The sequence below is a fragment of the Pseudomonas sp. RT6P73 genome (assembly GCF_054897715.1).
Genome location: NZ_JBUBUV010000002.1, coordinates 3638865 through 3664393, shown reverse-complemented (window position 1 = coordinate 3664393; position 25529 = coordinate 3638865). Strand labels below are relative to the sequence as shown.

The 25529-nt window shown below is 61.0% G+C and carries 25 protein-coding genes and 3 pseudogenes; 16 read left to right on the top strand and 12 right to left on the bottom strand.

Features of this window, described 5'->3' with window-relative positions; translation table 11 throughout:
- The first annotated feature begins 11 nt into the window (after positions 1 to 11).
- From ACYZT6_RS17375 to ACYZT6_RS17365, 3 genes and pseudogenes are all read left to right on the top strand, one after another.
- Positions 12 to 1094 (top strand): aromatic ring-hydroxylating oxygenase subunit alpha, encoded by a 1083-nt coding sequence (locus ACYZT6_RS17375; protein ID WP_462027946.1) that lies wholly within the window; start codon positions 12 to 14, stop codon positions 1092 to 1094.
- 94 nt (positions 1095 to 1188) lie between these two features.
- Positions 1189 to 1347 (top strand): annotated as a pseudogene (locus tag ACYZT6_RS17370) (helix-turn-helix domain-containing protein); the annotation flags it as partial.
- A 45-nt stretch (positions 1348 to 1392) separates the two neighbouring features.
- Entirely contained in the window at positions 1393 to 2385 is a 993-nt protein-coding gene (locus ACYZT6_RS17365; protein ID WP_462027945.1) for a diaminopimelate epimerase, read from the top strand.
- A 102-nt stretch (positions 2386 to 2487) separates the two neighbouring features.
- On the opposite strand, the gene codA is transcribed toward ACYZT6_RS17365, so the two are convergent.
- The 5 genes from codA to ACYZT6_RS17340 form a co-directional block, all read right to left on the bottom strand.
- Positions 2488 to 3732 carry a cytosine deaminase gene (codA, locus tag ACYZT6_RS17360; protein WP_462027944.1) on the bottom strand — a complete coding sequence of 415 codons (1245 nt, stop codon included), beginning with the start codon at positions 3730 to 3732 and terminating at the stop codon, positions 2488 to 2490.
- A 13-nt stretch (positions 3733 to 3745) separates the two neighbouring features.
- The gene (gene codB, locus ACYZT6_RS17355; protein ID WP_462027943.1) at positions 3746 to 5017 is read right to left on the bottom strand and encodes a cytosine permease; all 1272 of its coding nucleotides are present in this window, start codon (positions 5015 to 5017) and stop codon (positions 3746 to 3748) included.
- A 313-nt stretch (positions 5018 to 5330) separates the two neighbouring features.
- Positions 5331 to 6164, bottom strand: coding sequence for an alpha/beta fold hydrolase (locus tag ACYZT6_RS17350; protein ID WP_462027942.1), 834 nt, complete (start codon positions 6162 to 6164; stop codon positions 5331 to 5333).
- Positions 6165 to 6393: 229 nt separating this feature from the next.
- Positions 6394 to 6750 carry a 6-carboxytetrahydropterin synthase QueD gene (queD, locus tag ACYZT6_RS17345; protein ID WP_008152165.1) on the bottom strand — a complete coding sequence of 119 codons (357 nt, stop codon included), beginning with the start codon at positions 6748 to 6750 and terminating at the stop codon, positions 6394 to 6396.
- An 85-nt stretch (positions 6751 to 6835) separates the two neighbouring features.
- Positions 6836 to 7915: a patatin-like phospholipase domain-containing protein gene (locus ACYZT6_RS17340; protein WP_462027941.1), complete on the bottom strand. Its 1080-nt coding sequence runs from the start codon at positions 7913 to 7915 to the stop codon at positions 6836 to 6838.
- Between the two features lie 236 nt (positions 7916 to 8151).
- On the opposite strand from ACYZT6_RS17340, the gene ACYZT6_RS17335 reads away from it, so the two are divergent.
- From ACYZT6_RS17335 to ACYZT6_RS17320, 4 genes are read left to right on the top strand one after another with little or no spacing between them, the layout of a single operon-like run.
- Positions 8152 to 8460: a PepSY domain-containing protein gene (locus ACYZT6_RS17335; protein ID WP_462027940.1), complete on the top strand. Its 309-nt coding sequence runs from the start codon at positions 8152 to 8154 to the stop codon at positions 8458 to 8460.
- Positions 8460 to 8765, top strand: coding sequence for a PepSY domain-containing protein (locus ACYZT6_RS17330; RefSeq protein ID WP_462027939.1), 306 nt, complete (start codon positions 8460 to 8462; stop codon positions 8763 to 8765). Before ACYZT6_RS17335 ends, ACYZT6_RS17330 begins: the two co-directional genes overlap by 1 nt.
- A gap of 3 nt (positions 8766 to 8768) precedes the next feature.
- The gene (locus ACYZT6_RS17325) at positions 8769 to 9437 is read left to right on the top strand and encodes a response regulator transcription factor (protein ID WP_462027938.1); all 669 of its coding nucleotides are present in this window, start codon (positions 8769 to 8771) and stop codon (positions 9435 to 9437) included.
- A complete protein-coding gene (locus ACYZT6_RS17320) occupies positions 9434 to 10747 on the top strand; it encodes an ATP-binding protein (protein ID WP_462027937.1) in 1314 nt (437 codons plus the stop codon). Before ACYZT6_RS17325 ends, ACYZT6_RS17320 begins: the two co-directional genes overlap by 4 nt.
- 144 nt (positions 10748 to 10891) lie before the next feature.
- Here ACYZT6_RS17320 and ACYZT6_RS17315 read toward each other — a convergent pair whose 3' ends face one another.
- From ACYZT6_RS17315 to ACYZT6_RS17305, 3 genes and pseudogenes are all read right to left on the bottom strand, one after another.
- A complete protein-coding gene (locus tag ACYZT6_RS17315; RefSeq protein ID WP_371928410.1) occupies positions 10892 to 11647 on the bottom strand; it encodes a methyl-accepting chemotaxis protein in 756 nt (251 codons plus the stop codon).
- Between the two features lie 102 nt (positions 11648 to 11749).
- Positions 11750 to 11896: pseudogene (locus ACYZT6_RS17310) on the bottom strand (HAMP domain-containing protein); the annotation flags it as partial.
- Positions 11897 to 13525: 1629 nt separating this feature from the next.
- Positions 13526 to 14584, bottom strand: coding sequence for an IS110 family RNA-guided transposase (locus tag ACYZT6_RS17305; RefSeq protein WP_462029972.1), 1059 nt, complete (start codon positions 14582 to 14584; stop codon positions 13526 to 13528).
- Positions 14585 to 14851: 267 nt separating this feature from the next.
- Between ACYZT6_RS17305 and ACYZT6_RS17300 the strand changes: the two genes are divergently transcribed.
- The 3 genes and pseudogenes from ACYZT6_RS17300 (at position 14852) to ACYZT6_RS17290 (ending at position 17992) form a co-directional block, all read left to right on the top strand.
- Complete coding sequence (locus ACYZT6_RS17300; RefSeq protein ID WP_462029971.1) at positions 14852 to 16168, top strand: Na+/H+ antiporter family protein; 1317 nt, start codon at positions 14852 to 14854, stop codon at positions 16166 to 16168.
- Between the two features lie 141 nt (positions 16169 to 16309).
- A pseudogene (locus ACYZT6_RS17295) lies at positions 16310 to 17086 on the top strand (cache domain-containing protein); the annotation flags it as partial.
- Positions 17087 to 17170: 84 nt separating this feature from the next.
- Positions 17171 to 17992: a methyl-accepting chemotaxis protein gene (locus ACYZT6_RS17290; RefSeq protein ID WP_462029970.1), complete on the top strand. Its 822-nt coding sequence runs from the start codon at positions 17171 to 17173 to the stop codon at positions 17990 to 17992.
- Between the two features lie 169 nt (positions 17993 to 18161).
- On the opposite strand, the gene ACYZT6_RS17285 is transcribed toward ACYZT6_RS17290, so the two are convergent.
- Positions 18162 to 19097, bottom strand: a complete 936-nt coding sequence (locus ACYZT6_RS17285; RefSeq protein ID WP_462027936.1) for a LysR family transcriptional regulator — start codon at positions 19095 to 19097, stop codon at positions 18162 to 18164.
- Between the two features lie 227 nt (positions 19098 to 19324).
- Between ACYZT6_RS17285 and ACYZT6_RS17280 the strand changes: the two genes are divergently transcribed.
- From ACYZT6_RS17280 to ACYZT6_RS17270, 3 genes are all read left to right on the top strand, one after another.
- Positions 19325 to 19810 (top strand): DMT family transporter, encoded by a 486-nt coding sequence (locus tag ACYZT6_RS17280; RefSeq protein ID WP_438662538.1) that lies wholly within the window; start codon positions 19325 to 19327, stop codon positions 19808 to 19810.
- Positions 19810 to 20265: a DMT family transporter gene (locus ACYZT6_RS17275; RefSeq protein WP_462027935.1), complete on the top strand. Its 456-nt coding sequence runs from the start codon at positions 19810 to 19812 to the stop codon at positions 20263 to 20265. The genes ACYZT6_RS17280 and ACYZT6_RS17275 overlap by 1 nt, the downstream gene beginning before the upstream one ends.
- A gap of 250 nt (positions 20266 to 20515) precedes the next feature.
- Positions 20516 to 20683 (top strand): metallothionein, encoded by a 168-nt coding sequence (locus ACYZT6_RS17270; protein WP_462027934.1) that lies wholly within the window; start codon positions 20516 to 20518, stop codon positions 20681 to 20683.
- Positions 20684 to 20752: 69 nt separating this feature from the next.
- On the opposite strand, the gene ACYZT6_RS17265 is transcribed toward ACYZT6_RS17270, so the two are convergent.
- On the bottom strand, positions 20753 to 20980 hold the full coding sequence (locus tag ACYZT6_RS17265; RefSeq protein ID WP_010458578.1) for a DUF6555 family protein: 228 nt from the start codon (positions 20978 to 20980) through the stop codon (positions 20753 to 20755).
- A gap of 145 nt (positions 20981 to 21125) precedes the next feature.
- On the opposite strand from ACYZT6_RS17265, the gene ACYZT6_RS17260 reads away from it, so the two are divergent.
- The 3 genes from ACYZT6_RS17260 (at position 21126) to ACYZT6_RS17250 (ending at position 23315) form a co-directional block, all read left to right on the top strand.
- Positions 21126 to 21914, top strand: coding sequence for an AraC family transcriptional regulator (locus ACYZT6_RS17260; RefSeq protein ID WP_462027933.1), 789 nt, complete (start codon positions 21126 to 21128; stop codon positions 21912 to 21914).
- A 240-nt stretch (positions 21915 to 22154) separates the two neighbouring features.
- Positions 22155 to 22328 (top strand): DUF1427 family protein, encoded by a 174-nt coding sequence (locus tag ACYZT6_RS17255; RefSeq protein ID WP_010458583.1) that lies wholly within the window; start codon positions 22155 to 22157, stop codon positions 22326 to 22328.
- A 30-nt stretch (positions 22329 to 22358) separates the two neighbouring features.
- Entirely contained in the window at positions 22359 to 23315 is a 957-nt protein-coding gene (locus tag ACYZT6_RS17250) for a quinone oxidoreductase family protein (protein WP_462027932.1), read from the top strand.
- A 113-nt stretch (positions 23316 to 23428) separates the two neighbouring features.
- On the opposite strand, the gene ACYZT6_RS17245 is transcribed toward ACYZT6_RS17250, so the two are convergent.
- Both ACYZT6_RS17245 and ACYZT6_RS17240 read right to left on the bottom strand, forming a co-directional pair.
- Positions 23429 to 24451 (bottom strand): purine-nucleoside phosphorylase, encoded by a 1023-nt coding sequence (locus ACYZT6_RS17245; protein ID WP_462027931.1) that lies wholly within the window; start codon positions 24449 to 24451, stop codon positions 23429 to 23431.
- 24 nt (positions 24452 to 24475) lie between these two features.
- Positions 24476 to 25432: a nucleoside-specific channel-forming protein Tsx gene (locus tag ACYZT6_RS17240; protein ID WP_462027930.1), complete on the bottom strand. Its 957-nt coding sequence runs from the start codon at positions 25430 to 25432 to the stop codon at positions 24476 to 24478.
- Positions 25433 to 25529: the final 97 nt, after the last annotated feature.

Below are 25529 nucleotides of genomic sequence, written 5' to 3'. Positions count from 1 at the left end.
GACAGACCAGCATGGCCGATGCCATTTACTTGAACCCTGTCGAGTCATATACCAGCCTCGTTCAGCAGCGACGGGAACGACGGCATCTGTTTGACTCGCGACCCTCGATGATCGGACTTGGCTCTCAAGTGGCTTGCCCGGGCGACTACCTGACCGACGATTTAAGCGGTGTGCCGGTTCTGGTCGTGCGCAACAACGATGGATCATTGAACGCTTTCATCAATGTTTGCCGGCATCGTGGCGCGAGGCTGCTTAACGGATCGGGAAACATCGCGGGTGCGATGACCTGCCCGTATCACGGCTGGGCCTATGGTCTGGATGGGCGGTTGCAACGGCTGAATCCGCCTGGCAGTTTCGAGGGGTTGAGTTGCGCCGAGCGCAACCTGACTCGCCTGAGTGTTCTGGAACAGCATGGGTTGATCTGGGTACACCCGATGCCGGGCGGGCAGATCAATGAAGCTGAAGTGCTAGGGCCGTTGACCAATGAGGTCCGGGATTTCGGCTTCCAGCATTACTCGCATTACGAAACGAGGCGTTTACGCAGGCGCTTTAACTGGAAAGTAGTGATCGATACGTTTCTGGAGAACTGGCATTTTTCCACCCTGCATCGGCAAACGGTGCTGCCGATTTTTATACCCAATACCAGTCATTTCGAAGGCCTCGGAGCGAATGTACGGCTGATCATGCCGCGTCGCTCAATTGTCGAGTTGTTCGATCAACCCGAAGAACAATGGGACCTGCTCCGGCATTCGGCGATTATCTACCTGCTGTTTCCCAATACGCTTCTGGTCTGGCAGGGCGATCATCTGGAGGTGTGGCGGGTATTTTCCGCAGGCCCAAACTGCGTCGATCAATGCCTGATTGAAGTGTCGCTGCATGTGCCTACAGCACCAACGTCGGCAAAAGAGAAAGAACATTGGGACAAAAACATGACCCTTCTCATGGACACCGTCGATGGCGAAGACTTTCGAATGGCCAGACATCTACAGAAAGGTTATGCCTCCAGCGCTCAGGATTTCCTGACGTTCGGTGGAAACGAGCCGGCTCTTCACCATTTTCATCGTGCGATTCAGACTGCGATCACCGGGCCATAAACCGTGTCACCGTGACGACCTGCGTCCCCTCCACCTGAAGGTGCAAAAGCGCCGCCGGACGAACATGCTCGCAAAACGACAGCGCCACCTCACGCGGTGGCGGTGCGGGCGAGCACTGGAGTTGCTTGCCGCAGACGTACCGGTGACGACCATCGCGCTGGAACCGGTCTACGACAATGTCAGTGCGCTCATTGCGATGTTCCGGCGTGCGTTTGGCGTGACGCCGAGGCGGTATTTCATCGCAGGAAGTTGACGCCTACAGTACAGGCTCTTTTCACGCTGACTCCAGGACCGATCCATGACGCCGTTCTACGATGCTCGAGGCAATATCTACGCGGTAGTGGCTCCCGACGCCGTGCGCGATAGCGGTATCGATTTGCCTGACCAGGCCAGCGACGCTGCGCAAATTCGCGAGCGCTGGGCGTTGGCGGCCATCGAGGCGTTCTGCAGTTGGGCGCCCGGTACACAACCGCCCGGCAGCAAAGGCCATCGCTGCGACGGGCTGTTGGTGGGGCCGTTTCAATCGTCGCCGCCGTTTGATCTGTTGATCGTCAATACCGACGGCACCTTGGCCGAGCGCAGTGGCAATGGGCTGACGATTTTTTCCCAGGCGCTCAGCGAGCAAGGCTTGATGCCGAAAGAGCAGGCGTGCCTGCTGCGGGTTCATCACGACAAGGGCGATGCGGTTTCGCCGGTGGACACCTCGGTGAAAACCGCAGAGGTCGACGACGTGCAAGGGTTCTGGCTGGATCTGGGAAAACCTTCGTTCGGGCCACAAGCGGTGGGCGCGCCCGAGGTTGAAAGCGTGACGTTGAATGAGCGCGAAGTCAGCCATGTGCAGCCATTGTCGGCGCTTGATCCGGCCTGGCACCGCAGCCAGTTTGTGCGCATCGGCAATCCGCATTGCGTGACGCTACTGGCGAATGCCGACGCGTTGCCGAGCAATGAGCAGATGCGTGAACCGCCATTGGCCCAAGGCTTGATGCGCATTGCCTATGCCGCGCCGACCGGGGCTGGGCAGCCGTGTCCGGCGGGGGGGAATCTGCAATGGGCGATGCTTGAGGCCGAGGGGCGGGTGGTGGCGCGGGTGTTTGAGCGTGGGGAAGGGCCGACGGCGTCGTCGGGCACCAGCGCCAGTGCGGTGGCGTGTGCTGCCTGGCGGGTGGGTTGGGTGGCGGCGGGTGAGGTGAAAGTGGTGATGCCGGGCGGCACGGCGCCGATTTTGTTGGAGGAATTGGAGGGGGAATTGAGTCGGGTCAGGCTATTCGGTACGGCTCGGTTGATGGGGTGAATTGAAGATTGCCTTCGCGGGCAAGCCTCGCTCCTACAGGTAACGTATATTCCTTGTAGGAGCGAGGCTTGCCCGCGAAGAGGCCCGCCCAGTCAGTGAAAATCAAAGCTGATCCGCCCATTCCACCACCGGCATCGTCCGTTTCATCAACACTTTGCCATCGCGAACCGAATACAACGGCAACCCCTGACTGCGGATCACCTCGTAGTCGCTGTCCGCCGACAGAATCAGCAAATTCGCCGGCCGTCCGGGCTCCAGCCCATAACGGTCCCCAAGGTTCATGGCCTTGGCGCTGTTGTCGGTGACCAGGTCCAGCGCACTTTGCAGGTTGCGGTATCCGAGCATGTGGCAGATGTGCAGACCGGCTTCCAGCACCCGCAGAATGTTGCCGTTACCCAGCGGGTACCACGGGTCAACGATCGAGTCCTGGCCGAAGCACACGTTCATCCCCGCTTCCAGCAGTTCATTCACCCGGGTCACGCCCCGGCGTTTCGGGAAGTTGTCGAAGCGCCCTTGCAGGTGAATGCTCTCGGTGGGGCAGGAGACAAAACTGATGCCTGAGTGCCCGAGCAGGCGGAAGAGTTTGGCGCAGTAGGCATTGTCATAAGAACCCATGGCCGTGGTGTGGCTGGCGGTCACCCGCGAACCCATGTCGCGGCTGCGGGCCTCTTCGGCCAGCACTTCCAGAAAGCGTGAATGCGGGTCGTCGGTTTCATCGCAATGCACGTCCACCAGGCAGCCAGTGCGCTCGGCCAGGTCCATCAGAAACTTCACCGAGCTGACGCCCTGATCGCGGGTGTATTCGAAGTGTGGAATACCCCCGACCACATCGGCGCCCATGCTGATCGCTTCTTCCATCAGTTCTCGACCGTTGCGATAGGACTCGATGCCTTCCTGCGGGAACGCGACGATTTGCATGTCGATCAGGTGACGGCTTTCCTCGCGCACTTCGAGCATCGCCTTGAGCGCGGTCAGTTGCGGGTCGGTGACGTCGACGTGGGTGCGCACATGCTGGATGCCGTGGGCGGCGAGGGTCTGGATGGTTTTCTTGGCGCGGGTCTTGGTGTCTTCTTCGGTGATGGTCACCTTGCGTTCGCCCCAGCACTCGATGCCTTCGAACAGCGTGCCGCTCATGTTCCAGCGCGGCTCGCCGGCAGTGAGGGTCGCGTCGAGGTGAATGTGTGGTTCGACGAAGGGTGGCACCACCAGGTTGCCGCCGGCGTCGAGGTCGTCAGGGCCCAGGGTCGGGGCTTCGGTCTGACGGGCGATGGTGCGGATCAGGCCGTTTTCCAGGTGCAATTCATGCAGGCCTTCTTGGTTGCGCAGGCGGGCGTTGATGATGTGCATCAGGCGAATCCTTTTATAGATCTTGTAATGGAGCTTCAGCGGCACGGGCACCCAGTACGCTGGTCAATAGCACATACGTTAGCGCGGCAGCGGCAATCCCTACCAGTGGCGCGATCCAGGGCGAGCTGAATGCGGCGACGGTGCCGACGGCATAGGCGGTTAAACCGGGCCAGTTGAACGCCGGCAATCGAGCGTCGGCCAGACGAGGATATTGACCACGATAGCGGAAGAAAAAATCCGCCATGATGACCCCGCCTATCGGCGGAATGACCGTGCCCAGCAGGATCAGATAAGGCACCAGCATGTCGTACATGCCCAGCAGCGCGAGCAAGGTGCCGATCACCGCGCCGGCCAGGGTCACGGTTTTGCGACGACCGGTGCGCACCAGGTTGCAACCGGCGACGGCGAAGTTGTAGATGGTGTTGTCCTGGGTGCTCCAGATGTTGAGCAGCAACATGGCCATCGCAGCCATGGCGAAACCTTGCAACAGCAGCACTTCGACCACGTCCGGTTGCTGGTAGACGATGGCGCCGTAGGCACCGATCAACACCATCAGGCCGTTGCCGATGAAAAAGCCGATCAGGCTCGCCAGCACCGCGACCCGTGCGGAACGGGAGAAGCGCGTCCAGTTGGTCGCCTGGGTGGCGCCGCTGACGAAGGTGCCGAACACCAGGGTAATCGCGGTCGACCAGTCCAGCGTTCCCGACGGGACCACCGCGAGCAGTCCATCAAGCCCGCCGACCTTTACCGTGGCGACCCACATCGACAGCATCAGCAGCACCATCATCGCCGGCACCGCGATGTACGAGAGGATTTCCAGCCCCCGATAACCGACATACGCGGTGGCGCAAAACGCCAGGCCGAACAGCACCATCAAGCCCAGAACGGCACCCTCGCTCAGTTCGAAATACTTGCCCAGCACTACGGCGGCCGTGGCCGTGCCCCAGGCGTACCAGCCGATCTGGGTGAAACCGAGGATCAAGTCGCTGAGCTTGCTGCCGACCTCACCGAAGCAAAAACGCCCCATCAACACCGAATTCAGGCCGCTTTTGAAGGCGATGTAACCCAGGCCTGCGGCGTAGATCCCCAGCAGCAGATTGCCGACGATGATCACGGCCATCATCTCGCCAAAACTGAACGCCACGCCGAGCTTGCCGCCAGCGAACATCGTGGCGGTGAAGAAGGTGAAACCCAGCAGCACCATGGCCGTGGAGGCGAGACCCTTGCGGGCATGCATCGGCACTTCGCTGAGGGGGTAATCGTTGCCCGGATCTTTTTGCGTCATGTGGCGTTCCTTGCTGAATGGGGGACGCGGGAAGGGTTGCAGTGGTCGTGCCAAACGGGGATGGCTTAGTTATGTATAGCCGAGCCGGCGGGATTGACGCGGAGGAGGGCACAAAAGCGGTGCACCCGACAGAACACAGAACCCATGTGGGAGCGACCTGTGGCGAGGGGGCTTGCCCCCGTTGGGTCGCGCAGCGGCCCCAAAATTTAGGCAACAGCACAGATTTTACGACTGCTGCGCAGCCGAACGGGGTGATGCGGCATTCCGACAAGCCCCCTCGCCACAGGTCACTCCCACAGGGGATTCGGTTTTTTCAGGGGGATTGGATTAACGGCAAAAACCGCAGCAACGCAGCGACGATGGCTTCTGGCGCATCTTCCTGAACCAGATGCCCGGCATTGGGGATGGGGTGAAACTGCGACCCCGCAATCATCTGATGCAGGGCCCTTCCACGCTCAATGGGAATCCACTGATCATCCTCACCCCACAGAATCTGCACCGGGCAACGCACCGTCGGGTACAACCCCTCGGCCTCACGGGTGTAACGCTCATCCATTTGCGCAATCTGCCGATAGAACGCCGCTTGCCCGGGATCACCCAGCCACGGTTGCACATAGGGGTCGAGTTCTTCATCGGGGATGTCGCGCTTGATCGCCCCGCGAATATAGGCCGGCACGATCGCTCGCTGAATGTAATCGGGCAGTCCGCTGAACGCCGCTTCGTGCTGGCGCACATGCTGCACGAACGGCGAACCCCAGGGCGTCAGCGCCACTGGATCAATCAGCGTCAGGCTGCGGTAATCCTTGCCGTTCAGCAGGTGCGCACGCAGCGCGGTGGCGCCGCCGAAGTCGTGAGCCACCACGTCCGGCCGCTCCAGGCCCCAGTGATCGAGCAAGTCCGCCAACAGGTCGTTCTGCACGCCCAGCGACACGTCGCCGGCGATTTTCTCGGATTGCCCATAGCCCAGCAGGTCGAAGTAATGCACCCGGTGGGTGGCGATGAAGTGCGCAGCGATGCGGTGCCACACGTAAGACGAAAAGGGCGTGCCGTGCACAAACACCAACGGCGGGCCGTCGCCCCGGACGTCGTAGCGAACGGAGTGCCCGTTGAAGCGATAGGTCTGAGCCAGCGGCCAGTCAGTCCTCATGGGGATGTCCTTTTGGCGTGTTCGAGCCAAAAAGCATAGGCATAAAAAAACAGCCAATGAAGGCTGTTTTTTGTATCACTGACGAAACGCATCCTCACTGTGGGAGTGAGCCTGCTCCGGGCGGCGTTCCGACGATGGCGTCGGCACACACAGCATCAATGTGACTGACAGGCCGCTATCGCGAGCAGGCTCGCTCCTACAGGGGGCTTGTGTTGTCTTTTAGAGGGGCTTACTCGCCGTGATAGATACAACCGCTGGTGCACGTCTCGTGGATACGGATCGCGCTCAGTTCCGGCAGCAGGGGCTTCAATTCCTTCCAGATAAACTTGGCCAACACTTCGCTGGTCGGGTTTTCCAGGCCGGGAATGTCGTTCAGGTAGTTGTGGTCCAGGCGCTCGTAGAGCGGCTTGAAGATCGCCTTGATTTCCGAGAAGTCGCGGATCCAGCCGGTGTGCGGATCGAGGTCGCCGCTCAAGTGAATCGCTACTTTGAACGAGTGACCGTGCAGGCGGCCGCACTTGTGGCCTTCCGGTACGTGAGGCAGGCGGTGGGCGGATTCGAACGTAAACTCTTTGAAGATTTCCACAGTGATTTTCAGCTCTGTCAGGTGGCGATCGCCGCGGCGATGTGGGCAGGCGGCGAGTTTACCAGAGCGCTGGGCAAAACACTGACTAAAGGGTCAGCAAGCGCTCGCCGAGGCGACCATTGGCGGTCAGCTCCAGGAACTCGTCACCCAGGCGACGGCTTTCGTCCATGGTCGTACGCCAGTATTTCTGCCGGCTCGGGGCATCGCCCATGAAGCGTTTGAAGTCGTTGCGGTCCGGCAGCTTGCCGTAGGGCAGGCGTGCCAGATAATCCTTCGACGGCGCCAACAGCAGAACATCCTGCAACCGTTCAGGGCAGGCGCGGCGCCACGGCAGGGTCTTGTCGAACCAGCCGGGAATCACCCGGTTGGTGAAGTGCGGATAGAGCACGATGTCGTTGCCGCTGTAGGGCAGGTCGAGGTGATAGTCGAGCAGACCGCCATCGCGGAACGTCCCCACGCCGGCGCCCGGCAGATCACGCACGCCTTCCATCACCATCGGGATCGAGCCCGAGGCGAGCAGGGCCTGACGCAGGTTGCCGGTATTCAACGCGACGAAGCGCGACGGGAAATCGTTGAGTGCATTGACCGGCGGAGCCTGGCGCGGGTCGTGGATGATCAGCCGTTCGAAGTGCCGCGACAGTCGCGCCCGACCGCGCAGGTTGTCGGCGATCACCGACGACAGGCCCAGCCCGAGGCGGCCGCGGTGATCGTCCGCGAGCAGGCCGTGGCTTTTGACCACCATGATGTTCAGGCGGTAATGGGCGTTGTCCAGAATCGACGCATCGCGGCCGTCGAGCAGTTCATCGAGCATGCGCCGAGAGCTCCGGCTGATCTGCGCCATGGTCACGCCCTTGGCGAAGTTCTGCTCGGTGTAGAGGTGACCGAGGCGCCGTATGCCTTCGGCGGCATCCGGCAGACAGGCGCTTGCGAAGCGCCAAGAGCCCACCGAAGCGCCGATCAATGCACGCTCGCGAGGTGCGGCCGGCAGCCATTCGCCAAACAGCGCCAGGTCCAGACCTTGTATCCCCAAGGCTTTCGGCCCCCCGGCGGCACCCGGCAGCGTGCCGACATCGGCGGCGCTCAAACCGTTTTCGCGGATACGCGCCAAGGCACGAGGGCCGGCCTTGAGGGTCAGGGAAGGGAACTTGATGTGGATGGCGGTCATACCGGTCTCGAAGTCTGGCAAGCGGGGGATTATAAACAGGTGTGGGTGATGCAAAACCTTTTGAGCCAATGCAAAACCTGTAGGAGCCAGGCTTGCCGCACCGCTGGCTCCTACGGGGTTTTGTGCAGGCCGATGATGTCGCGTTGTCATCACCAATGATGGCAATTCAGTTTCAGTTAAGTTCAGCTCGCTAAGGTGCCCCCCGTAGGCAACACATAAAAATACGGAGACACCCCATGAAAACCCTGACTGCCCTGTTCACCGCGTCCATCATTGCCATGACCGCCAGCCTCGCCCACGCCCGTGACCTGGGCCCCGATGAAGCCCTTCGGCTGCGCGACGCTGGTACCATTGTGTCTTTCGAGAAGCTCAACGCCACCGCTCTGGCCAAACACCCCGGTTCCGATATCACTGAAACCGAGCTGGAAGAAGAGTACGGCAAGTACATCTACCAGGTTGAGCTGCGCGACCCACAGGGCATTGAGTGGGATCTGGAATTGGACGCTGTCAGCGGGCAGGTTCTCAAGGATCATCAGGATACGTAATGAAGGTGTTTTCATTTTCACGCATGACGCTGCTGCTGCTGGCGTTCTGCTCGGTCGTCATGGCCCGCGACCTCGATCAGGACGAAGCCCTGCGCCTGCGTCAGCAGGGCGTGATTCTGCCGCTGGAGCAGCTCCTGCAGCAGGCGCTGGACCTGTACCCCGGGTCCAAATTGCTGGAGGCCGAGCTTGAAGAAAAACATGACGTCTACATTTATGAAGTCGAGCTGCTGACCACCGAAGGGGTGGTTCGTGAGCTGGACCTCGATGCCGCCACTGGCCAGTTACTGAAAGACAAGGAAGATTGATCGATGCGTTTGCTTCTGGTGGAAGACCACGTGCCGCTGGCCGACGAATTGATGGCCGGCCTCAACCGGCAGGGGTATGCCGTGGACTGGCTGGCCGATGGCCGCGACGCGGTGTATCAGGGCAGCAGCGAGCCGTATGACCTGATCATCCTCGACCTCGGCCTGCCGGGTCTGCCGGGGCTTGAGGTGCTGACGCAATGGCGGTCCGGTGGGTTGGCCACGCCGGTGCTGATCCTCACGGCGCGCGGTTCCTGGGCCGAACGCATCGAAGGCCTCAAGGCCGGCGCCGACGATTACCTGACCAAACCGTTCCACCCCGAAGAGCTGCACCTGCGGGTTCAGGCGTTGTTGCGGCGCTCCCACGGTCAGGCCAACCAGCCGACGCTCAAGGCGGCAGGGCTGCATCTGGATGAAGGTCGTCAGTGCGTGATGCGCGACGGCGCCGACATCCAGCTGACCGCCGCCGAGTTTCGCCTGCTGCGCTATTTCATGCTGCACCCCGAGCAGATCCTTTCTAAAAGCCACCTCGCCGAACACCTCTACGACGGTGAAACCGAGCGCGACTCCAATGTGCTCGAAGTTCACGTCAACCACCTGCGACGCAAGCTCGGGCGCAGCGTGATCGAGACCCGTCGCGGCCAGGGTTATCTGTTCGGCGGACAAGCCCGGTGAGGTCGATTCAGCGCCGCTTGAGCCTGGGGCTGATCAGCGTAATGGTGGTCGTCGGCCTGGTGCTGGCGCAAACCAGCCTGTGGTTGTTCGAAATGGGACTGCAGCGCTACCTCGAAGACGGTTTGCGCAACGACAGTGAAAACCTGCTGGTGGCGCTGGTGCGCGGGCCGCAGGGGCTGCAACTGGATGAACGGCATCTGTCGCCGGCCTATCAACGGCCGTTTTCCGGGCATTACTTCCGTATCGATTTTGCCGACAAGCATTGGCGCTCCCGCTCGTTGTGGGATCAGGAACTGCCGCCACTCGACCATCCCGGCCTGCACAGCAACCTGCAACTGGGGCCTGAAGGCCAGCAATTGCTGGTGCTGCGTTCGGATTATCGACGGCTCGGGCAATCGATTTCGATCAGCGTGGCGCAGGACTACACGCCGGTGCGCGAAAGCTTCCGGCGTATGCAGCAGATCGGTCTGGGCCTCGGGCTGACGGGGTTGCTGCTGATTCTGCTGCTGCAACGGATCACCGTGCGCCGGGCCTTGCGTCCACTGGAAAAGGCCCGTGAGCAAATCGCTCAGTTGCAGCAGGGCCAGCGCTCGCAACTCGATGACCAGGTGCCGGTGGAACTGGAGCCGCTGGTGGCGCAGATCAACCATTTGCTCGCTCACACCGAGGACAGCCTCAAGCGTTCGCGCAATGCCTTGGGCAACCTTGGGCATGCACTGAAAACGCCCCTGGCCGTTTTGTTGAGCGTGGCTTCAAGCGAGAAGCTCGACGCTCATCCCGAGCTGCGCAAGCTCCTCAAGGCACAACTGGAACAGGTCCAGCAGCGGCTCAATCGCGAACTCAATCGCGCCCGGTTGTCCGGCGATGCGCTGCCGGGGGCGTTGTTTGATTGCGATGCTGAATTGCCGGGGCTGCTGGCGACGTTAAACATGATTCACGGCGAACACCTGAACCTGAGCTATCGCGCACCGGCCGGTTTGCAGCTGCCGTGGGATCGCGAGGACTTGCTCGAAATGCTGGGCAATCTCCTGGATAACGCCTGCAAATGGGCGGATGCCGAGGTTCGGCTGAGCGTGGTCGAGACGGCTGAAGGGTTTGAGTCAAGCGTGGAAGATGATGGACCGGGAATTCCCGAGGCGCAGCGCGATCAGGTGCTCGACCGGGGAACACGGCTGGATGAACAGACGGATGGGCATGGGTTGGGGCTGGGGATTGTGCGCGACATCGTCGACACGTGGGGCGGGGTGATGAGGTTGGAAGAGAGCGAGTGGGGCGGCCTGAAGGTCGTCATCAAACTCCCCAAGCGCTGACACAGGCCTGAGGCTCACTGACCAACCTGTGGGAGCGGGCTTGCCCGCGATGGCGATCTAACAGTCAACACAGATGTTGGATGTTATGGCCCCATCGCGGGCAAGCCCGCTCCCACATTAGTTCATGCGGATACAGAAATTGGGTTAAACGCGAAACTGATCCATCAAACTCTGCTGCTGATTCGCCAGGCTGTTGAGCGACTGACTCACCCGCGCCGACTCATTCGCTTGCCCCGACAACGACTCCGTCACATCACGAATCGTCGCCACGTTGCTGTTGATCTCCTCGGCCACCGCGCTCTGCTCTTCGGCAGCAGACGCGATTTGCAAGTTCATGTCGCTGATCACCGTCACCGCCTCGCCAATCTGGCGCAACGCCGTCACCGCTTGGCCCACCTGCTCGACGCTGCCTTGCGCCTGGCGATGGCTGTTGTTCATCGAACCGACCACCTCCTGCGTGCCGCTCTGCAACTGCTCGATCACCAGGCGGGTTTCCTCCACCGACTCCTGCGTGCGTCGCGCCAGATTGCGCACCTCATCGGCGACCACGGCAAACCCACGGCCGGCCTCACCGGCGCGGGCCGCTTCAATGGCCGCGTTGAGCGCCAGCAGGTTGGTCTGCTCGGCAATGGCGCGAATCACTTCCAGCACCGAGCCGATTTTCTCGCTGTTGGCCGCCAGGCCTTCCACTTGCACCATGGCCGCGCTCATGTCGGCGGCGAGGTTGTCGATGCTGGTGGTGGTCTGGTCGATGACGGTCAGGCCCCGGCGGGTCGCTTGATCGGCATCTTTCGCGGCCTGGGCGGCTTGCGCGGCACTGCGGGCGACGTCCTGAGCGGTGGCGCTCATTTCGTGGGACGCGGTGGCGACCTGATCGACCTGACGGTATTGCTGCTCCATGCCGGCGCTGGTCTGCGTGGCGATGGCGGAGGATTGATCCGCCGTGCTGCGGGCGTCCTGCACTGAGCGTTTCACCTCGGCGATGATCGGTTGCAGCTTGTCGAGGAAGCGGTTGAACCAGCCGGCCAACTGGCCCAGTTCGTCCTGCTTGTCGTAAGCCAGGCGCCGGGTCAGGTCGCCTTCGCCGCTGGCGATGTCTTCGAGCATGTCCGCCACGCCGAGGATCGGCTTGGTCACGCTGCGCGCCATCAGCCACACCAGCAATAAGCCAATCAACGCGGCCAGCACACCGAGGCCGAGTTCCACCAGGGTGCCGCTTCGGTTGCTGTCATCGAGTTGGTTTTTCAGGGCTTCGGCGGGGCCGACCAGGACTTTTTCCGGCACGTCGAGCAACACGCCCCAGGATTTTCCGCCGGGAATCGGTTGGAATGGCGACAGCACTTTCAGTTGCTGATTGCTGTGCAGGCTTTCGGTTTTGCTGCTGGTGGCGAGCATGCGAATCAGCTCGGCACCGTTGGTCTTGTCCACAGCGTCCAGGCGCTGGCTGAGTTTGCTGGCGTCCCGGCTGTAACCGGCGAGCAAGCCGACCGGGCTGATGATGCTGACGCTGGTCTGGCCGTCATAGAGCTTTTTGCTCGCGCCCTGACTCATCGCCTGCAGGCTGTTGAGGTTGATGTCCACCGACAGCGAGGCGATGACTTTGCCGTTGACCATCAGCGGGAACACGATGCTGGTCATCAGCACGTTCTGGCCATCGATCACATAGAAGTACGGTTCGATCACGCAGGGCTTGAGCGTGGTGCGCGGGCAGGTGAACCAGGCGTTGGCCGGCTCGCCGCTGGGGCCGGCACTGGTGTCGGCCATGTCGCTTTCCGGCAGCGCCATGGAGGTCACTTTGCCAGGCGTCGGTTGCGACCAGTACAGGGCAAAACGGCCCTTGTCGTTGCTGCCCAACTCGGCCTGACCGGCGAAAAGATCGTCCTTGCCGTCCAGCGCGTTGGCCTCGAACACCAAGGATAGCCCAAGCAATTGCGGGTTGGCTTGCAGCGCCGACTTGACCTGACGGGTCAGGTCTTCACGCAGGTCGAAGGCATCCAGAAAGCGCTTTTCCGCCTGATCGCGCAGGAACAGTACCTGACGCGAAAAGCCGTGGCCGTATTGATAGGCGTCCATGAACTGCTGACGAATGACCAGTGCCTGGTTTTCACCCTGGGATTCGATCCGGGCCTGAGCGGCTTCGGTCAGCATCTCCATGCTCGAGGCTTTCACCATCTCGGAGCTGTGCTCCATGCGATACAGCGAAAGACCCACCAGCAGGGTCACGATGCCCGCCAGGCACAGCCCGGCCAGCAGGGTGATTTTCCATTGGATGGAAAGTTGTCTGAGCGACATGGAGAGACGTCCTTATTCGATATTTATCTGAGACTTTGCACTGTAACGGCTGCGAATTGGCTTTCTTTATGCGTACGCCCAAATAAGAAATCACACAAAACTTGTAGCAGCTGGCGAAGCCTGCGTTCGGCTGCGCAGCAGTCGTAATCCCGGGCTGCATGGTGTATCTGACGGACCGCAGTGCCTGATTTCACGACTGCTTCGCAGCCGAACGCAGCCTTCGGCAGCTGCTATGTATGGACTCGCCCCCACTGTCTACCCGCTTTTGAAAAACCGCCGCCCCGTTGCATCTATGTATTAGGCCTATTCGAGGAAGCCGTCTTCGGCTTCTGGCCAAAATTGGAAGAGCTCGTGGTATGCCGATTACAGTCAGGCCTCGAAGGCCAGTAGCAGCTAAGGCATCAATCCACGCCGGTCTTACCTGGGGTCAATTTTTTTTCAGCAAAGGGCCGGACAGTTAGTACCTCGGTGGCAGAACTCTGTCGCTCAGTGGCTCATCGTCGCTTGCTGGCCATCACCCGCCTGGCGACGATAAGTCTGGTCATTCTGTAGAAGCACCCAGACGATTCGCAGGTTGCGGTTGGCTAGCCTGATCGCAGCCTCCTTACGGCCCAGTCGGCTCATCCAGCGCAACAAGCGGCGGTCATCGGGTTGCTGGGAATCAGGTCGTAGTTGTTGCAGTACGGCATGGGCTCCCTGGATCATCAGGCTGCGTAAATAAACATCGCCTCGCTTGGTCATGTCCCCCAGCCGGACCGTCTGCCCGCTGCTGTGCTGGTCAGGCACCATGCCAAAGTACGCGGCAAACTTGCGGGCATCGGGAAATCGCTCAGGCTTGGTTTCCTTGGCCACCAGTGCCGTGGCAGTGACTGGGCCGATGCCGCGCACAGTCATCAGTCGCTTCGCCGTCATGTCGGCGTTGGCGGCCACTTCCAGGCGCCCCGTCAGCACGCTGATGCGTTCGCCCAAATGGCGCCACTCGGCCAACAGTTCGTCGATCAGTTCACGCAGCACGCCCGGCACCGGCTGGGTGGCATCTTCCAGTACCCGCGGAATTTTCTGGCTGATCGCAACATCGCCTTGCGCCAAGGCCACGCCATGCTCGAGCAGCAGGCCGCGCATCTGATTGCTCACCGCCGTGCGTCGACGCACATAGCCCTGGCGGGCGCGATGCAACGCCTGCATTGCCAGCGCCGCAACGCTTTTGACCGGCACTGCGTAGATCTTTTCATCGCGACCCGCCCGCAGAATCGCCAGCGCATCGTTGCGATCATTTTTAGGCCCGCTGCGATGTGTGGCCACCAAACGGGCTGGAAGAATCCGCGCCAGATTGCCTTGGTCTTGCAGCTGCCGGGCCCAGGCTTGAGCACCCGGACCGGTCTCCATCAGAACCACGACATGAGGTGGCAACTGGCGGAGAAACTCATAAAACGCCTCGCGCGACTTGATCCGCTGCTCGTAGTGCACCTGGCCGAGGACATCCTCCCCGGCGACCTGAAAGACCTGCTTGGCCAGATCGACCGCCACGGTTGTGCAGGCCGACAAATCGGAAGAAGACAGGGATTGATCAATCGAAGTATGCTTTTTCATGGACTCGCCCTCGCTGTCGTTGGCTGTTTAGACTGCCACCGTGGCGCATTGACGCCTCGGCTTGGGCGAGTCCATCCAATTACAAGGGTCGAGTTCGCTTTGACAAGGCATTGATGCTGCGGCACAGTGCGCGCCCTCTAATAAAACCCATTCTCCCCATCCGCTGGCGGCTCTATGCAGACTGCCGGCTGAGCTCATTCCGCTTGCCCTGAGGTAACGATGATTAATGCTGTAATTGCCGCGGTCGGCGTCATGCTGGTCCTCAGCCTGTCCCGCGTGCACGTAGTGATCGCGCTGATTGTCGGCGCCCTGGTGGGCGGCTTGACCGGTGGCCTGGGCATTGATGCCACTCTTAAAGCCTTTAACAGCGGCCTCGGCGGCGGGGCGACGGTCGCGTTGTCTTACGCCTTGCTCGGCGCGTTCGCCGTGGCGATTGCCAAGTCTGGCCTGGCCCATGCCCTGGCGGACAAAGCGCTGCTGATGGTTGATCGCCAACACGCCAGCGGTGGCCGTCAGGTCAAGTGGCTGCTCATCGGCTTGCTCTGGGTCGTGGCCATCGCTTCGCAGAACATTCTGCCGATACATATCGCCTTTATTCCGCTGCTGGTACCGCCGCTTTTATATGTGCTGACCAAGCTGCAACTGGATCGGCGCTTGATTGCCTGCGTCATGACCTTCGGCCTGATCACGCCGTACATGTTCCTGCCGGTGGGTTTCGGCAACATTTTCTTGAATGAAATCCTGCTGGCCAACGTTGCCCGCAGCGGTGTCGACATCAGCGGCATCAACGTCACCCACGCCATGGGCATTCCGGCACTGGGCATGGTCGTTGGCCTGGCGGCCGCGTTTATCAGCTACCGCAAGAAACGCGTCTACGACCTGAAAAAGATCGAGAAAGTCGAGCAAGTCGCGGTGGAGTACAACCCGCTCAGCCTGATGGTCGCCGGTGTGGCCATCGCGGCGGCGTTCATCATTCAGCTGCTGCTGGACTCGATGATCATTGGCGCGCTGGCGGGTTTCCTGATCTTCTCGGTGTCGGGCATTGTGAAATGGCGCGACACCGACGACCTGTTCACCGAAGGCATGAAGATGATGGCGATGATCGGCTTCATCATGATCGCCGCTTCCGGGTTCGGCGAAGTGATCAAAGCCACCGGGCAGGTGCAAACGCTGGTGGAAACCTCCGCCTCGTGGATCGGCCACAGCAAAGCCATTGGCGCGTTGTTGATGCTGTTGGTGGGCCTATTGGTGACCATGGGCATCGGCTCGTCGTTTTCCACCGTACCGATTCTGGCGGTGATTTTCGTGCCGTTGTGCGTGCAGCTGGGTTTCAGCCCGATCGCGATCGTGTGCATCGTCGGCACGGCGGGCGCCCTGGGCGACGCGGGATCGCCAGCCTCGGATTCGACGCTGGGCCCGACCTCCGGCCTGAACATCGACGGCCAGCATCACCACATCTGGGACACCGTGGTCCCGACCTTCCTGCACTACAACCTGCCGCTGCTGGCGTTCGGCTGGGTGGCCGCGATGGTCCTCTGATTTCACTCCCGTAGGAGCCAGGCTTGCCGGCGAAGGCGTACCTGAGATCGCCTTCGCCGGCAAGCCGTGCTCCTACAGTTTTGCGTTGGCGTGCCGTTAAAGCCTTTAATCACGCCAACAAAATCAAAAGAGTGAACCGTCATGCGCATGAGCCTGAAGGCTAAAGTCCTGTCCCTTGCCGTCCTCCCGGTGTTGCTCTTTGCGCTGGTCATCAGCCTGACCACGCTGTTCATTCTGCAGGAGCAGGCGCACAAGGAAGTCGAGGAAACCCGCCAGCGCCTGCTCAGCGATGCCAAGGCCACCCTGCAAAGTTACGTCGCCGTGGCCATGACCACGATCAAACCGCTCTACGAGGCGGCTGCCCCTGGGGACGACGCGGCGCGGGCGCAGGTGATCAAGCTGCTGTCGAGCATCACCTACGGCAAGGACGGCTACTTCTTCGGCTACGACTCCAACACCGTGCGCCTGTTCAAGGCCAACAGCCCCGATGGCGTGGGTCAGAGCTTCAAGGACAACCGTGACCCGAACGGCGTCTATGTCAACCGCGACCTGGTGAAAGTCGCCAAAGACGGCACCCACTACCTGCAATACAGCTCGACACTGCCCGGCAATACCCAAGTGCTGGTGCCGAAACTGGGCTACACCGAATACCTGTCGAAGTGGGACATGGCGGTCGGTACGTCGGTGAACCTCGACGGTATCGAGGCGCAAGTCGCGCTGGTCGAAGCCAAGGTACAAGAGCGGATGGAAGGCGTGGTGCTGACCATCGCTGGCCTTGCGGTGGTGATGTTGCTGGTGATCGCGGCGGTCGGGCTGCTGCTGGCTAATACCATTTTGCGTCCGCTGAACCTGATGAAAGCCAACCTCGATGACATCGCGGCGGGCGAGGGCGACCTGACCCGGCGTCTGACCATCACCAGCCAGGACGAACTCGGCGAGCTGGCCGGCTCGTTCAACCGCTTCGTCGACAAGATCCACAGCCTGGTGCGTCAAATCACGGAAATGACCTCGCAACTGACCGGCCTGGTGAATCAGGTTTCCGATCAGGCCCAGCGTTCGGATCAGGCCATGGAGCGTCAGCGTCACGAGACCGATCAGGTCGCCACGGCAATCAACGAAATGTCGGCGGCAGCCCAGGAAGTGGCGAAAAGCGCACAAAGCGCGGCGGTGGCTGCCCAGCAAACCGACGAAGAAGGCCAGGCCGCCAAGCGTGTGGTGGCTGGCAGCATCGTGAAAATTCATGCGTTGGTGGACGACATTCGCAGCAGCGGCGTGTCCCTCGACAGCCTGCAAAAAGACGTGTCGTCGATTGTCAGCGTGCTGGGGGTGATTCGTTCGATTGCCGAACAGACGAACTTGCTGGCGCTGAACGCCGCCATTGAAGCCGCGCGCGCGGGTGAAGCGGGTCGCGGTTTTGCGGTGGTGGCTGACGAGGTGCGGGCGCTGGCCAGTCGCACGCAGATCAGCACCCAGGAAATCCAGGGCATGATCGACCGCTTGCAGGCCGGAACCCAGTCGGCGGTGGAAGCGATGCGTCGTTCCAGCGAGGCGGGCGATGGCACGTCGGCCCAGGCCAATGAGGCCGGTGCATCGCTGGACACCATGGCTCAGCTGATTGGCACCATCAACTCGATGAACGCGCAAATCGCCAGCGCGGCGGAAGAGCAGACTGCCGTGGCCGAAGAGATCAACCGCAGCGTGCATCAGATCGCCGTGGCGGTGGACAACGTTGCTGACGAAACCCAACTCGGCGCCCAGACCTCGCGCAGCCTCGCCGACCTCGGTCAGCGCCTGGGCAAACTGGTCGGACAATTCCGAATCTGACAGCGTCTACCAACTGTAGGAGCCAGGCTTGCCGGCGAAGGCGTTCTTGAGGGCGCCTTCGCCGGCAAGCCTGGCTCCTACAGGAAGCGATTCTTATACATCTTCGGGGTCTGATACACCGCTATTGCGAGCAGGCTCACTCCTACACGGATTGCGGTGTTGACAGATATTAAGGTCTGTCCCAGTAGGGCACCGCGCCAAAACACTCGACAAAGAAATCAATCACCGTCCTTACCTTCACCGACAACCGTCGGCTACCGGGCCACAGCACCGCAATCTGTTGCGGCTCAAGGCTGTTGGACACCTGATACTCCCCGAGCACCGGCACCAGCGTGCCGTTGCGCACCGCCTCACCAATCAGCCACGACGGAAACATCACCAGCCCCAGGTCTTGTTCGGCGGCTTGAGTGAGCGTGTCGGCGTGGTTGCCGGTGATCGGCCCTTTGACTGAATAGGGCGTCCAGTCTTGCTGGTCCTTGCGGAAAAACCAGCGCTGCTGACCGGTCACGCCCTTGTAAGCCAGGCATTGATGCGCCGCCAGCTCGTCGGGATGTTGCGGCGTGCCATGGCGTTCGAGGTAAGCCGGGCTGGCGGCGACTTGAAAGCGATGGGGCGCCAGGATTCGTGCCTGCATGCTCGAATCGTGCAGCGGGCCGATGCGAAACAGCAAGTCGGCCCCTTCCTGCAACGGGTCGACGTAGCTGTCGGTTTGCTGGATATCCAGTTGCAGTTTCGGATAGCGCGCGCACAACTGCCCGAGCCACGGCGTCAGATGCCGCTGCCCAAAGACCACCGGCGCGTTGATCCGCACCAGCCCGCTGGGTTCGCTTTGCTGTTCCTGCAAGGCCTGTTCGGCTTCCTCCAGCTGCACCAGCACCAGCCGTGCGTGATGGCCGAGCATGCGTCCTGCTTCAGTGGGCGTTACGGCGCGTGTGTGGCGGTAGAGCAATTGCTGGTTCAGGGCCTGTTCCATCAACTGGATTTGCCGGGAAATCGAAGAGGGCGCCAGGCCCTCGCGGCGAGCGACTTCGGAAAAACTGCCATGGTCGAGCACCGCGACAAACAGTCGAAGTGCCTTGAATCCCAGCTCGTTAAGGCCGTGCATGATCAATCCTGCTGTGCGAGTTACGCAAAAGTGTTGTCCGGATGCTCCCATTTATCGCAAAGGATCGCCAGACGATAATGCGGCATACGTCCACTGTAGGAGCGAAGCTTGCTCGCGAAGGCGTCGTACGAGTCGACATCTTCGTCGTCTGACACGCCGCCTTCGCGAGCAAGCTTTGCTCCTACAGGGGAGGCCGTGTTTCACCTGATAAATGGCAGGTTTTCCTTATGCAATCTTCTTCAATCGACATCGCGGCAGCGCCAGCGACCAAGCCAGGACTGCGGCTATTGCTTCTGCCACTGGTCATTCTCGCCGGCATGGGCCTTTCTGTGGAGGCCGGTTTACTCGGGCCGCTCGGGGTTCAGGTCGGGCATCTATGGGCCACGTTGAGCATCTTCGGCGTCGGCTCGGCGATTCTGTTTTTGCTGCTGTTGTTCAGCGGCAAGCAACAAGGTCCGGCCCTGAACACGTTGCCGCGCTGGCAATTGATCGGCGGTTTCCTCGGGCCGATCTACGTGGTGGTGCTGACCCTGGCCACGCCGCACATCGGGATCGCAATGACGATGATCGCGATCCTCTCCGGGCAGGTCGGCAAAAGCGTGTTGATCGACCACTTCGGCTGGTTCGGCGCTACCCGTAAAAAGGTCAACGGTGAGCGTTGGCTGGCGTTGCTGCTGATTGTCGCGGCACTTGTTCTGATCGCTCGAGGTTGATGATGAATCTGATTATTTTGTTGGCCGTGGTGGTGGCTGCCGGCGCGGTGTTGAGTGTTCAGGCTGCGATCAATGGGCGTCTGGGCGAAACCGTCGGCGTGTTGCGCAGCAGTTTGCTGACCTTTGCGGTGGGTGCGGTAGTCACCGGGTTGCTGATCCTGTTTTTCGAACCGGCCCATGCCGTGAGCCTGCTCGATGTGCCGAAATGGCAGCTCAGTGGCGCCTTGTTCGGCGTGGTCTACATGATGGTCATGGTCGGCGCAGTGCCGCGGGTCGGCACGGCGGTGGCGACCGTGGCCGTGATCGTCGGGCAACTGGGCATGGGGATGTTGATCGACAACTTTGGATGGCTGGGTAACCCGGCGATCGAGTTGTCGAGCAGCCGGATGCTGGCGATGGTGTGCCTGGCACTGGCTTTGCTGTTCATGTACCGCAGCAGCACCCGAAGCGAGTAACGAATACCCAACTCACCCTTGTAGCAGCTGCCGAGCAGCGCGAGGCTGCGTCCGAGGACAAAGTCCTCGTAAACCCTGGGCACGCGGTTTGCCTGAAACACCGCGGTGCTGGATTTTACGACTGCTTCGCAGCCGGACGCAGCCTCGCGCTGCTCGGCAGCTGCTACAACGGTTGCTACAAGGGCTCCTACACTGGTGAGTGAGGTGCGCATTTGCCGCACGCGACGACCACATCAATGGAGTCAGGCTCATGATCGACAGTGAAAGTAAATGCGACTGCCCCAAATGCTCCTGCAAACTCGGCGAACACCCGATAGCGCGCCACGGCAAACACTATTGCTGCGAAGCGTGCGCCAAGCACCACGAACATGGCGAAGAGTGTGCGGGCAAGGGCTGCAAGTGCGCCCACGCCAAATAACTCATCAAAAACATAAAGTGGAGCCACTCGGGCTCCACTTTTAGTGTCTGGTTTCTCCCCCCTGGATCCTTACCCCGCCGGCCGCCATGTCACGTTTTCGATGCCGAATTTCTCCGCCAGCGGCTTGCTGGTTTTTTGCACCTTCTCTCGGCCAAAGCGAGGGATTCGTCCGACCCCTGCGTCACAACTGGCCCAGTGCCAAGCCTCCGCGTTGTCCATTTTGTCCAGGCGGATAATGAAAGACTTTGGCGCGCCATGAAGGGTGTATTCAATGACGAAAAGTTTTGCGTTGTTCATAAAGCCCGTATTCCTCCCTGTGGTAATACAAGGATCGTCGGGGCTACGGAAAATTCAGTCGGATTGTCAGACGGCTGCCGCCAGTGGCGACATGGCCTGTGCGCCGTTACCATGCAATACCTGAAAACCCCAATGATCATTGCCCATGGCCCTTGCCGCCCCTCCAGACCTGAGTGACACCGATGTGCCCGTGCAACCGCTGGCGCGCACTTACCCGCGCGGCTTGTACATCGAGCCGCACGAGCATGTCTGGGGCCAATTACTGTACGCAATGAGCGGGGTGATGTGGGTCGAAACGCCCCATGAGGCGCTGGTGGTGCCGCCGCAACGGGCGGTGTGGCTGCCGCCGGGTGTGCCGCACGGCATTCGTGTGGTCTCGGACCTGCAGATGCGCAACATCTACTTGCGGCCCTCATTGGCGGCCACGCTGGATGACAGTGTTCAGGTGATTGAAGTCGGCGGGCTGCTGCGTGAGCTGATCGTCGGGCTGGTGGAGCAGGGCGACGATGGCGCGCCCGAGTATTACGACGCGCTGGTCGGCCTGGCGCTGTTGGAGCTTAGGCGAGCCCGGCGTTCGCTGTTGAAAATCCCGTTACCGGATGATTCCGACCGGCGCCTGATGAACCTGTGTCAGGCCGTCATGGCCGCGCCCTCGCTGGACATACCTTTCGAACAACACGCGGAAAACGCCGGTGCCAGCGTGCGCACCCTGGCGCGGCTGTTCAAGGACGGCTTGGGCATGGGCTTCGCAGAATGGCGGCGGCAGGTGCAACTGGCGATCGCGGCGGCGGAGTTGATTCAGGGTGTGCCGGTCAGCACGATCGCCCGGGAACTGGGCTATTCGCCGAGCAGCTTCAGCGACATGTTCCGCCGGGAACTGGGTGTCGCGCCTTCGCAGTTTTCGACGAGCCTCAGCCTTAACGCAGATTTGTAGCAGCTGGCGAAGCCTGCGTTCGGCTGCGTAGCAGTCGTGAAATCAGGCAACGCGGTCCTTCAGGAAACCCGTGCATGCAGGTTTTACGACTGCTACGCAGCCGAACGCAGGCTTCGCCAGCTGCTACAGGTTTGCATCGCACCCGCCGCGCTTTGGCCGTTATTCAGAAGCACTTGGCCGATGCCCGTCGTCGCCTCCCTCTAGACTTCAGGCATACCTTGTTTGCCCACGGAGTCTGCCATGAGCTACCTCATCTCGCTGGTCATCGGTCTGGGCGTCGGCCTGCTCTACGGCGCACTGGATTTTCGTTCTCCCGCCCCACCGGCCATTGCCCTGGTGGGCCTGCTGGGCATGCTCGCTGGCGAAAAGTTATGGCCCATGGGCCGGCAACTTGTAGCCGGCTGGGTCTCCTGAAACCCCTTCCTTGATGCGATGGAAACTCCCATGAAAGCACTGCAATTCGACAAGACCGGCGACCTCTCGGCCTTGCGCTATGTCGATGTTCCGACCCCCGTTCCCGGCGCCGATGAAGTGCTGGTCCAGATCAAGGCGGCCGGCCTTAATCCCAGCGATGTGAAGAACGTGCTGGGACGTTTTCCCTACACCACCTTGCCGCGGATTCCCGGCCGGGATTTCGCCGGTGTGGTGGTTGAAGGGCCCCAGGCGCTGATCGGTCAGGAAGTCTGGGGCACCGGCCGTGAATTGGGGTTTTTTGCCGATGGCTCCCATGCGCAATTCGTCAAACTGCCGGCCAATGGCGTGGCGCTCAAACCGACCCATCTGAGCTTCGCCCAGGCCGCCAGCCTCGGTGTGCCGTACACCACGGCGTGGGATGCGTTGGAGCGCAGTCTGGTGACGGCCCAAACGCGGTTGTTGGTGATCGGCGGCGGGGCGGTCGGCAGTGCCGCGTTGGCGTTGGCCAAGGTGCGTGGCGCTCAAGTACTGGCGGCGGCGCGGCGGCCCGAACAGGTCAAGGATTTGCAGGCGCAGGGGTATCAGACGCTGCAACTGGATAAACCGGAAGACCTGGGAGCGCAGGTGAATGCCGTGTATGCCGGCGGCGCCGACGTGATTTTCGACACCACCGGCTTCTGGCTACCGGCCTCGGTCCCGGCCCTGGCGACGTTCGGTCGCATCGCGATCATCGCTGCACCGGTAGACGGCATGGTGCAATTGCCGGCGCTGGCGTTGTATCGCAAGGGCGGCTCGGTGGTGGGGATCAATTCGTTGTTGTACGGCGTCCAGGCGTGTGCGGCGATGCTTGATCAGTTCGGCAAGTTCTTTGATCAAGGGTTGTTGCCGTTGCCGGAAGGGTTGTTCGAATCGCCGTTGGCGGAGGGGTTGGAGCGGTATGCCGAGGTGAATCAGGGGGCTGGTGACAAGGTGATTTTGTTGCCGTAATCAATATTGATGGTGGATGTTTTGGCCTCTTCGCGGGCAAGCCTCGCTCCTACGGGTGATCACCAATCCCTGTAGGAGCGAGGCTTGCCCGCGAAGGCGTCCTCAAGCCGAACTCAAGCTTCGGGAACACCGTTCTCCCACGCCGACCAGTTCTTCAAAATCTCCTGCACCAACGGATTCCCCGTCCGATACAGGTTCTCCAGCGCCGGCACAAACCCACCCTGATCCGCATACTTGAGCAGGTTATCCACTTCGCTCTGGCCCGGTGCCGGTCGATCAAAATCAGAACCGGCGCGCACCACCGCCAGGCGTTGCACATCCACCAACCCCTCGCGGCTTGCCCGCAGCAGGGCTTCGTAGGTGGAGTTGTCTTCCTGTTGCGTCGTGCAGTACTCGCCTTTGTCGTCGGTCAGCAGCTTGGTCCAGACCTCCGCACGCTCACTCAAACGCGTCCCGGAAAACCAGGTATTGCCCGCCAACGTGTCGCACTGGGTCACCACCGGCGGCTGATTGGCTGGGGCCGATGGATACTGCTTGCGCCATGCTGCCGACTCCTTGCTCTCGCTCAGTTCGACGTTGCGAGTCAGGGCAAAAGCCTTGGCCTGCAACTTCGGATTGAGTTCGAAGACTTCGGTCTTGTAGTCCAGTGGCGGTTTTTCGTTCGGGCCTTTGGTGTTGATGCCGATGTACCCGGTCGGCCAGTCTTTCGGCGCGTCCCGTGAGTCCAGTTCCCACTGGGTGCCGAACTCCACCAGATAGTGCGCCCAGGCGGCGGTGCCGATGGTCCCGTGTTTCGGGCTGATGCCGGCGATCCCGGCGATCAGGAAATAGCTTTTACGCAGGTCGAATTTTGGCGACAGGGCCAGGGCCAGTGTCGAAGCGGCGGCGTTGGTCTGGCCCATGCCGGTGACCATCAGGCACACCTGCTGCGTATTGCAGCGAATGGTCGGGTACTCGGCGGACAGGCCCGGCACTCGAACTTCCTGCTTGAGTTCCAGGCGATCGATCCAGTTCTGCGCCTCGGGGGCGAACATGGTGATCAGCATCACTTTCGGCTGGATCGGCGCTTCACTCGCCCAGGCAGCGGAAGAGAGCAGGGCGGCACAGGCCAGGGATATACGCGTCATTGCATTCATAAAACCTCCAGGTTCAAACACGCCTCAGAACTGATAGCCGATACCGGCGTAGTAACCCCAGCCATTGGAGCGAGCGCGGAAGTCGCCGTCGCCGAAATTCAACTCGCTGCCATCGTCCCAGTTGCCGCCGTTGTGGAAATAACGGCCGACCAGGGTGAAACGCAAGTGAGTGAACGAGTACAGCAAGACGTTGGTGGCGACGGTGGCGTTGGCGGTGCGGGCCGGGTTGTCCTTGTGCAGGTCCGAGCCGAAATCGAAGTTGGTGAAGCCGATGTACGTCAGCGACGCACCGTTGCTGAAGCTGCTGATGGGCACGATGTATTTGAGCTGGGCGCGGTAGCCGTCCCACGAATATTCGTTGCTGGCGCCGTAGTTTTCCCACTGATAACGCCCGTAGAAGTTCGCCGACAGGTTGACTCGCGAGTGGGTGTCGATGTCGGTGCCCAGGCCGCTGTACAGCGTATTGGCGCGGTTGGCGCTGTTGCTGCCGTGGTCGTAGATCCAGTCGAACGCCACGTACCATTCTTTGAACGGCCCGACGGCCAGGCTGCGGCCGGCCAGATAGTCGATGGAGATCCGCGGTTCGTGCTCCATGAACACGGGCGAGCCGTGGTCCCACACGCCTTTGTCATGACTGTTGCCGATGTCGAAGATCTTCGGAATGTCGATGTAGCCGTATAACTCGAACGGCCCCTTGCGCCCGAAATACTCGTATTCCAGGTAAATATCGTCGGCCGGTTGCGGACCGAAACTGATGTCCTTGCTGCCAATGACCGTCAGGTCCTGGTTGAACCAGTCCGACAGGTACGCACCTTTTTTCGGCGGGCTGGCTTCGGGACTGAGGGTTTCGCCCTGTGCGGATTCTTCGGCGGGGGCGGGTTGCGCCAAAACGGTGCTGCTGAGTAGTCCTGTAACGCTGGCCAGCAGCAAGGAAACAGCAACAGTGCGCGAGCAAGTCACGCGGCTGGACGTGCGGAGCATTAAAAGTCCCTTTTCGTGCGGATCAAAAGCCCGGTTCTTCGGGCTTGCGCGGTTATGTCGAGAAAACGTCGGTATTAGCGGCTCGCAAACGTTTGCA

What these genes read in the sequence shown, in the direction of transcription:
- ACYZT6_RS17375 (WP_462027946.1), top strand. Translation starts at nt 12, where the DNA reads ATGGCCGATGCCATTTACTTGAACCCTGTCGAGTCATATACCAGCCTC.
- ACYZT6_RS17250 (WP_462027932.1), top strand. Translation starts at nt 22,359, where the DNA reads ATGAAAGCACTGCAATTCGACAAGACCGGCGACCTCTCGGCCTTGCGC.
- ACYZT6_RS17365 (WP_462027945.1), top strand. Translation starts at nt 1,393, where the DNA reads ATGACGCCGTTCTACGATGCTCGAGGCAATATCTACGCGGTAGTGGCT.
- ACYZT6_RS17315 (WP_371928410.1), bottom strand. Translation starts at nt 11,647, where the DNA reads ATGGAGCAGCAATACCGTCAGGTCGATCAGGTCGCCACCGCGTCCCAC.
- ACYZT6_RS17240 (WP_462027930.1), bottom strand. Translation starts at nt 25,432, where the DNA reads ATGCTCCGCACGTCCAGCCGCGTGACTTGCTCGCGCACTGTTGCTGTT.
- codA (WP_462027944.1), bottom strand. Translation starts at nt 3,732, where the DNA reads ATGCACATCATCAACGCCCGCCTGCGCAACCAAGAAGGCCTGCATGAA.
- ACYZT6_RS17285 (WP_462027936.1), bottom strand. Translation starts at nt 19,097, where the DNA reads ATGCACGGCCTTAACGAGCTGGGATTCAAGGCACTTCGACTGTTTGTC.
- ACYZT6_RS17350 (WP_462027942.1), bottom strand. Translation starts at nt 6,164, where the DNA reads ATGAGGACTGACTGGCCGCTGGCTCAGACCTATCGCTTCAACGGGCAC.
- ACYZT6_RS17255 (WP_010458583.1), top strand. Translation starts at nt 22,155, where the DNA reads ATGAGCTACCTCATCTCGCTGGTCATCGGTCTGGGCGTCGGCCTGCTC.
- ACYZT6_RS17245 (WP_462027931.1), bottom strand. Translation starts at nt 24,451, where the DNA reads ATGAATGCAATGACGCGTATATCCCTGGCCTGTGCCGCCCTGCTCTCT.
- ACYZT6_RS17275 (WP_462027935.1), top strand. Translation starts at nt 19,810, where the DNA reads ATGATGAATCTGATTATTTTGTTGGCCGTGGTGGTGGCTGCCGGCGCG.
- ACYZT6_RS17280 (WP_438662538.1), top strand. Translation starts at nt 19,325, where the DNA reads ATGCAATCTTCTTCAATCGACATCGCGGCAGCGCCAGCGACCAAGCCA.
- ACYZT6_RS17340 (WP_462027941.1), bottom strand. Translation starts at nt 7,915, where the DNA reads ATGACCGCCATCCACATCAAGTTCCCTTCCCTGACCCTCAAGGCCGGC.
- ACYZT6_RS17335 (WP_462027940.1), top strand. Translation starts at nt 8,152, where the DNA reads ATGAAAACCCTGACTGCCCTGTTCACCGCGTCCATCATTGCCATGACC.
- ACYZT6_RS17260 (WP_462027933.1), top strand. Translation starts at nt 21,126, where the DNA reads ATGGCCCTTGCCGCCCCTCCAGACCTGAGTGACACCGATGTGCCCGTG.
- ACYZT6_RS17270 (WP_462027934.1), top strand. Translation starts at nt 20,516, where the DNA reads ATGATCGACAGTGAAAGTAAATGCGACTGCCCCAAATGCTCCTGCAAA.
- codB (WP_462027943.1), bottom strand. Translation starts at nt 5,017, where the DNA reads ATGACGCAAAAAGATCCGGGCAACGATTACCCCCTCAGCGAAGTGCCG.
- ACYZT6_RS17325 (WP_462027938.1), top strand. Translation starts at nt 8,769, where the DNA reads ATGCGTTTGCTTCTGGTGGAAGACCACGTGCCGCTGGCCGACGAATTG.
- ACYZT6_RS17330 (WP_462027939.1), top strand. Translation starts at nt 8,460, where the DNA reads ATGAAGGTGTTTTCATTTTCACGCATGACGCTGCTGCTGCTGGCGTTC.
- ACYZT6_RS17290 (WP_462029970.1), top strand. Translation starts at nt 17,171, where the DNA reads ATGACCTCGCAACTGACCGGCCTGGTGAATCAGGTTTCCGATCAGGCC.
- ACYZT6_RS17265 (WP_010458578.1), bottom strand. Translation starts at nt 20,980, where the DNA reads ATGAACAACGCAAAACTTTTCGTCATTGAATACACCCTTCATGGCGCG.